General features: G+C 64.0%; 9 protein-coding genes. All 9 read right to left on the bottom strand.

The window, feature by feature from the left end:
• Positions 1 to 4: 4 nt before the first annotated feature.
• The gene (gene rpsS / locus ACSFA0_RS22355; RefSeq protein ID WP_007838132.1) at positions 5 to 283 is read right to left on the bottom strand and encodes a 30S ribosomal protein S19; all 279 of its coding nucleotides are present in this window, start codon (positions 281 to 283) and stop codon (positions 5 to 7) included.
• An 11-nt stretch (positions 284 to 294) separates the two neighbouring features.
• Positions 295 to 1,119 (bottom strand): 50S ribosomal protein L2, encoded by an 825-nt coding sequence (gene rplB, locus ACSFA0_RS22360; protein WP_435452465.1) that lies wholly within the window; start codon positions 1,117 to 1,119, stop codon positions 295 to 297.
• A 2-nt stretch (positions 1,120 to 1,121) separates the two neighbouring features.
• Entirely contained in the window at positions 1,122 to 1,460 is a 339-nt protein-coding gene (gene rplW, locus ACSFA0_RS22365) for a 50S ribosomal protein L23 (RefSeq protein WP_286647087.1), read from the bottom strand.
• The gene (gene rplD, locus ACSFA0_RS22370) at positions 1,457 to 2,077 is read right to left on the bottom strand and encodes a 50S ribosomal protein L4 (RefSeq protein WP_286647088.1); all 621 of its coding nucleotides are present in this window, start codon (positions 2,075 to 2,077) and stop codon (positions 1,457 to 1,459) included. The genes rplW and rplD overlap by 4 nt, the downstream gene beginning before the upstream one ends.
• The gene (gene rplC, locus ACSFA0_RS22375; RefSeq protein ID WP_435452477.1) at positions 2,077 to 2,757 is read right to left on the bottom strand and encodes a 50S ribosomal protein L3; all 681 of its coding nucleotides are present in this window, start codon (positions 2,755 to 2,757) and stop codon (positions 2,077 to 2,079) included. The genes rplD and rplC overlap by 1 nt, the downstream gene beginning before the upstream one ends.
• Positions 2,758 to 2,951: 194 nt before the next feature.
• The gene (locus ACSFA0_RS22380; protein WP_435452466.1) at positions 2,952 to 3,497 is read right to left on the bottom strand and encodes a hypothetical protein; all 546 of its coding nucleotides are present in this window, start codon (positions 3,495 to 3,497) and stop codon (positions 2,952 to 2,954) included.
• A gap of 11 nt (positions 3,498 to 3,508) precedes the next feature.
• A complete protein-coding gene (locus tag ACSFA0_RS22385; protein ID WP_435452467.1) occupies positions 3,509 to 5,134 on the bottom strand; it encodes a hypothetical protein in 1,626 nt (541 codons plus the stop codon).
• 137 nt (positions 5,135 to 5,271) lie between these two features.
• The gene (rpsJ, locus tag ACSFA0_RS22390) at positions 5,272 to 5,586 is read right to left on the bottom strand and encodes a 30S ribosomal protein S10 (protein WP_028250951.1); all 315 of its coding nucleotides are present in this window, start codon (positions 5,584 to 5,586) and stop codon (positions 5,272 to 5,274) included.
• Between the two features lie 24 nt (positions 5,587 to 5,610).
• Positions 5,611 to 6,223, bottom strand: a 613-nt coding sequence (locus ACSFA0_RS22395; RefSeq protein WP_435452468.1) for an EF-Tu C-terminal domain-related protein, incomplete at its 5' end; no start/stop codon positions are given.

A 6,223-nucleotide genomic window follows, 5' to 3' on the forward strand; every position in this document is an offset into this window, starting at 1 on the left:
TTCCTTACTTCTTCTGGACTTTTTTGTCCGCGGGGTGCCCCTTGAACGTGCGCGTGAGCGCAAATTCGCCGAGCTTGTGACCGACCATCTGGTCGGTGATGTACACGGGCACGTGCTGCTTGCCGTTGTGCACGGCAATGGTCAGACCGATGAACTCGGGCAGGACCATCGAGCGACGCGACCAGGTCTTGATCGGCTTCTTGTCCTTGGTCGTCACGGCCTTGTCGGCCTTGGCCACCAGATGGTGGTCGACGAAAGGACCCTTCTTGAGAGAGCGAGTCATGTGCTATCCCCTTATTTCTTGCGACGCGACACGATGAAGACCTGCGTGCGCTTGTTGTTACGGGTGCGATAGCCCTTGGTGAGATTGCCCCACGGGTCGACCGGATGACGGCCTTCGCCGGTCTTGCCCTCGCCACCACCGTGCGGGTGGTCGACCGGGTTCATCACCACACCGCGAACGGTCGGGCGAATACCCATGTGACGCTTCGCGCCGGCCTTGCCCAGACGGCGCAGGCTGTGCTCTTCGTTGGCGACTTCGCCGATCGTGGCGCGGCACTCGACGTGCACGCGGCGCACTTCACCCGAGCGCATGCGCACCTGGGCGTAGACACCTTCGCGGGCCAGCAGCGTCGCCGAGGTACCTGCCGAGCGAGCGATCTGCGCGCCCTTGCCGGGCTGCAGTTCGATGCAATGGATGGTCGAACCCACGGGGATATTGCGGATCGGCAGCGTGTTGCCAGCGCGGATCGGGGCTTCCGAACCGCTCAGCAGCGTGGCGCCAGCTTCCAGACCGCGCGGGGCGATGATGTAGCGGCGCTCGCCGTCGGCGTAGCACACCAGCGCGATGTGGGCGGTGCGGTTCGGGTCGTACTCGATGCGTTCGACCTTGGCCGGGATGCCGTCCTTGTTGCGCACGAAGTCGACCACGCGGTAATGGTGCTTGTGACCACCGCCGCGATGGCGAATCGTGATGTGACCGTTGTTGTTCCGGCCGGCAGCCTGAAACTGCGGCTCGAGCAACGGAGCGTGCGGTGCACCCTTGTACAGGTGGTCCCGCGAGATCTTCACCGCGCCGCGTTGACCCGGCGAAGTGGGCTTGATCTTGATGACTGCCATGATTAAGCGCCTTCCCCGACGAGGTTGAGCTCTTGACCCGGCTTCAGCGTGACATAGGCCTTGCGAACGTTGTCGCGACGACCGATGGACTTGCCGAAACGCTTGGTCTTGCCCTTGGTGTTGAGCACGGACACGCCCTGGACTTCGACCTTGAACATCAGTTCAACAGCGGCCTTGATCTCGGGCTTGGTGGCGTCCTGCAGCACCTTGAAAGTGACGGCATTCGACTTCTCGCCGACCATCGTGGCCTTTTCGGACACGATCGGGGCGACCAGCACGGCCATCAGACGGCCTTCAGCGAACTGCGTCCTGAAGGCAGGCGTAGGATTCATGCGGCTCATGCGAACATCTCCTTGAGCTTGTCGACGGCACCCTTGGTGACGATCACCTTCTTGTAGTGCACCAGCGACACCGGATCGGCGTAACGCGGCTCGACGACGAGCACGTTCACCAGGTTGCGCGAGGCGAGGTACAGGTTCTCGTCGACTTCTTCGGCGATCACGAGGACCGACGCGAGGTTCATCGCCTTGAACTTGTCAGCCAGCGGCTTGGTCTTGGGCGAGTCGACCTTGATCGAATCGACCACGGCCAGACGGCCTTCGCGAGCGAGCTGCGAGAGGATCGAAGCCATACCGGCGCGGTACATCTTCTTGTTGATCTTCTGCGTGAAGTTCTCGTCAGGCATGTTCGGGAAAATCCGGCCACCCCCGCGCCACAGCGGCGAGGACGTCATACCGGCACGGGCGCGGCCCGTTCCCTTTTGCTTGAAAGGCTTCTTGGTCGAGTGGTGGACCTGTTCACGGTCCTTCTGGGCGCGCGTGCCTTGGCGAGCGTTGGCCTGGAAGGCAACGACGATCTGGTGAACCAGGTCTTCGTTGTAGTCACGACCAAACACGGTCTCGGGCACGTCGAATTTCGACGCGGCCTGGCCTTGTTCGTTCAGGAGTTCGAGTTGCATTACTTCGCTCCTTCAGCCGCTTGCGGCTTGGCCTTGATGGCCGGACGCACGGTGACGAAGCCACCCTTCGAACCGGGGATCGCGCCCTTGATGAGCAGCAGTTGACGGGCTTCGTCAATGCGGATCACGTCGAGGTTCTGCGTGGTCACGGTGACGTCGCCGAGGTGGCCCGTCATGCGCTTGCCCGGGAACACACGGCCCGGATCCTGCGCCATACCGATGGAACCCGGCACGTTGTGCGAACGGCTGTTACCGTGCGACGCGCGCTGCGAGCTCATGTTGTGACGCTTGATGGTGCCAGCGAAGCCCTTGCCGATGGAAGTGCCCTGCACGTCCACCTTCTGGCCGACTGCGAACACGCTGCCTGCGGCGATCACGCCACCGGCCTTGTGCTGACCGGCCGTGTCGGCGGTCACGCGGAATTCCTGGATGATCTCGCCAGCTTCGACACCCGCCTTGGCGAGGTGGCCTGCTGCCGGCTTGGTCACGCGCGATGCTTTGCGCGAGCCGAACGTCACTTGAAGCGCGACGTAGCCGTCGGTCTCTTGCGACTTGATCTGGGTCACACGGTTGTTGGACACATCCACCACCGTGACAGGAACTGCGTCCCCGTCATCGGTGAAGAGACGCATCATCCCCACCTTGCGGCCCAGCAACCCGAGGGAGTTGCTCAGACTCATATGTTTTCTCCAAAAATGGAAGTCTTCCTTCGCCGCTGCCACTTCAATTGGCGACAGCGTTGACTGCTCCGGTTGAGGGGAACCAGCCACGAAGGAAGGTTGATAAATTCCGACCATCTTGCACCCCTGGAGGCGCAAAACGGGCAGAGCCGGCGATTATAGCCCGCGCCGGGCGATTTGCACAAGGGCGCGGATCAGCGCACCGGGATGCTCAGGATCTTGTCGCCCGAAGGCGTCGACTTGAGATCACCCTGCGGCTTGAGCGCGCCCGTCTTCCCCACCTGCACCGCGATCGCGCTGACGCTGGTCAGGCCGTGTTGCGTAGTGAACACATTGAGGTAGGCCAGGCCTTCCGAGGTCGGCGTCACCGGGACGGTGAGCGTCTGCGAGGACGCGCCGGCTGGCAGCGTGAACTCGCCGGCATAGGCCGCCGGCAAGCTCAAGCCGGCATCGACCGTGAAACGGACGCGCGCGCCGGTCGTGTCGGTGACGCCGTCGAAGCTCAGCGCGATCGGGAGCGCCTCGCCGATCCGGGCGGCGCCGTCGATCCGGAACTGCACCTCGATGCCCGAGCCGTTCGACTTGCGCGGCGCGGCGGGCTTCATTGCCTGGCGTGGCATCGAGGCGGCATCGACAGTGGATGGCGGTGCGCCGTCGGCGCACGCAGGAAGCGCGACCAGCGCGCCGAGCAACGTGGCCGCGACTGTGGCGCGGAGAACAAGGCAGGAATGTGCATGCATCGCAGTGCTCCTCAATTGATCGTCACCGCGAAGCAGGATGTCGTCACGGGCCCCGAGGTCGGAAGCGGCGGCGCGTTCGCGTCTTCGAGCACCAACACGCTCTCGCCCGCCGGCAAATTCAATGTCGCGTCTTCGACGTCGGCCACAGCTTTGTTGCTGTCGCCAATCCACCCACCCCGGTAAATCTCGAAGCTTGGGTTGGTACCACTCGGGTTCACCGCAACGACGGTGATCCGGTGCATCCCGGCGTTGACAAGGGAGAAGCGCAGATAGGCGAAACGCCCTAGTTTGTTGCCGCTGCCAGCCTCGTTGGTCACGCACACCGAGGTCGGTGGGGACGGGTATGACAGGTACAACGGCGTCGCCTTGTCGATGTCCCCATCGTTCGTCTCACTCTCGCCGAAAGGGTCTGTAGTCGATGTACTGATCGATTGCCCCGCGAGCAGGCTGACCAGCGTCCCCGTCTGCGCCGGCGCGGCATTGGTGAAGGCAACCGCGAAGGGATGGATCGAGGTGACGGCAAGGCCGGTCTTGAACGGCCCGGTCATCGTGCTGTGGATCGCCGCGAAGCCCGCAGCGCGCTCCAGATTCCAGAAGATGGACTGGATCGAGAATTCGCGGAACCACCCCGGGTTGGTCGCCGGCCCCGTACTGAGATCCAGCGCGCCACCACCGGCCTGCCCAGCATCCAGCGAGTCGGTGTAAGTGGAACGTCCCAGCGCGATGCCGGACCAGGCGTTGCCCCACCCTTCGGAGAAGGCGAGGCGTCGGTCGAGCAGATCGGAGCCGCTGTGCGAGCCGCCCGGAGAATCGTCGCGGCTGAAGACCGATTGGTAGTAGTGCCCCCATTCGTGCGAAACCACTGAGACATCGTACTCATCGGTGTCGACGTCCGCCTTCCCCAGCACGTAAATGGCGCGCTCGCCGCTGGTGCTGGTCGTGAAGAAGGTCGTGCCGATCTGTCCGCTCGCGCGATCGCCGAAGGCGTTCGTGTTTTTCACGCTCCAGAAGACGCTCAGGGCCGGGAAGCTCGCCGTCGGCGCCACGCTCAACACCTTCCCGATGTTCGTGTAGACCGTGTCGAGCAGCGCGAAGGGGCCGGCGGCCCGCTCGCCCGTGTAGCTCGCGCCTCCCCAGCCGGACGGCGCGTGGATACTTCGCTGGAGCGTGGCCGAGCCCCCGCTCGAAAATTCGGAAGAGCTGATGGCGTAGACAGGCGTACCGCCCCCGGTGTTGTCGCGCACCGTCACGTCCCAGCTCGGCGCGCCGCTGCGCTGGAGCTGGGCGCGCACCCGGATCTGCACGGTCGCGTTCACCGGGACCGACAAGGCGTAAGCACCCGTCTCGCTGGTGGTGCCGCTCGTCAGCACCCGGCTTCCGTTGTCGGTCACGGCTTCGACGAGCGCACCGCGGATCGGCTTGGCGCTGACGGCACCGTAGTCGAGCCGACCATTGCTCGCGTTCGGGACCGAATCGAAAGTGGCGATGCCCTGAATCACGACCGTGCCATCGGTCGAGGCCGGCCCGTTCGCAGCGACGGCGGCACCGCTCCCCCCGCCGCCGCCTCCGCCACCGCACGCCACGAGCGCCGCGACGCAAAGCACCAGGCACGTCCGGGACCACCACATTCCGCCCATGAAAAACTCCTTGTGCCAGGGGCGCCCGCCGCGACCCGGTTTGCGGAGAATGCCACAGCTCCATGGCGCGAAGAACATAAAAAAGGCCCGTCGGCATCACTGCCGACGGGCCTTGTCGCATGCAGAAGTCGAAAGACTTACTGCAGCTTGATCTCGACGTCGACGCCGGCCGGCAGGTCGAGCTTCATCAGCGCGTCCACGGTCTTGTCGGTCGGGTCGACGATGTCCATCAGGCGCTGGTGCGTGCGGATCTCGAACTGGTCGCGCGACGTCTTGTTGACGTGCGGCGAACGCAGGATGTCGAAACGCTTCATGCGCGTCGGCAGGGGCACAGGGCCCTTGACGATAGCGCCGGTGCGCTTGGCCGTGTCGACGATCTCAGCGGCCGACTGGTCGATCAGCTTGTAGTCGAACGCCTTCAGGCGGATGCGGATCTTTTGCTTCGTTGCCATGGTGTGTGTCCTTAGCCGTATGAATTAAGCAAGAACCTTGGCCACGACGCCAGAGCCCACGGTACGGCCGCCTTCGCGGATAGCGAAGCGCAGGCCTTCTTCCATCGCGATCGGGTTGATCAGCTTCACGGTGATGCTGACGTTGTCGCCAGGCATGACCATTTCCTTGCCTTCAGGCAGCTCGATCGCGCCAGTCACGTCCGTCGTACGGAAGTAGAACTGCGGGCGGTAGTTGTTGAAGAACGGCGTGTGACGGCCGCCTTCGTCCTTCGACAGCACATACACCTCGGCGGTGAAGTGGGTGTGCGGCTTGATCGAACCCGGCTTGCACAGCACTTGGCCACGCTCGACGTCTTCGCGCTTCGTGCCGCGCAGCAGCACGCCGACGTTGTCGCCGGCTTGACCCTGGTCGAGCAGCTTGCGGAACATTTCCACGCCGGTGCAGGTGGTCTTGACGGTCGGGCGAATGCCGACGATCTCGATTTCTTCGCCGACCTTGATGATGCCGCGCTCGACGGCGCCGGTCACGACCGTGCCGCGACCCGAGATCGAGAACACGTCTTCCACGGGCATCAGGAACGCGCCGTCGATGGCACGCTCTGGCGTCGGGATGTAGGTGTCCAGCGCATCGGCCAGC

The sequence above is a fragment of the Variovorax restrictus genome (assembly GCF_051216715.1).
GTDB lineage: Bacteria > Pseudomonadota > Gammaproteobacteria > Burkholderiales > Burkholderiaceae_C > Variovorax.